Genomic DNA, 543 nt, shown 5'->3' with positions numbered 1-543 from the left:
CGATCAACACCGGCGCCGATGCGGTCGACCCCGCCGCGCTGGACGAGCAGATCCACCGCTACCGGTCGGCCGCCCAGATCGGCCTGCGCGACACCACGGCCCGCGACAACCCGCTGATGCGCAAGCAGCACGCGCTGGCCCGCCGGCTGCTCGACCGGCAAGACGACTACCTGCGCTTCATCACCGACTGGCGAATACCCCCTGACAACAACGGCTCCGAACGCGACATCCGCATGATCAAGCTCCGGCAGAAGGTGTCCGGCTGCCTGCGCACCCTCACCGGCGCCCGCCAGTTCTGCGCGATCCGCAGCTACCTATCCACCGCCGTCAAACACGGCCGACACTTCTTCGACGTCCTCGTCATGCTCACCGAGGGCCGACCCTGGCTGCCCGCAACCCACTGATCACCGCTCGATGCCCTGATGTGATGAAGGAGCGGGGCCTCCGCTCCTCGTGACTCCCGGCTCATGCTCGGGGTGCTCACACCATCGATTTGAGGAGGCCCCTGTGAGCGAATCGTACGAGGGTCGGCAGATCGTCGGG

Annotated in this window: 1 protein-coding gene; it reads left to right on the top strand. The window is 67.2% G+C overall.

All coding sequences use genetic code 11. The annotated features are described in order from the left end of the window. On the top strand, positions 1 to 404 hold a 404-nt coding region (locus tag KME75_RS42345; protein ID WP_219420728.1), incomplete at its 5' end, for an IS66 family transposase. Positions 405 to 543 lie beyond the last annotated feature (139 nt).

Origin of the sequence: Pseudonocardia nigra, assembly GCF_019396355.1 — a bacterium.
Taxonomy (GTDB): Bacteria; Actinomycetota; Actinomycetes; order Mycobacteriales; family Pseudonocardiaceae; genus Pseudonocardia; species Pseudonocardia nigra.
The sequence above is the reverse complement of the archived record's forward strand: the minus strand, read 5'-3'. Positions and strand labels throughout refer to the sequence as shown.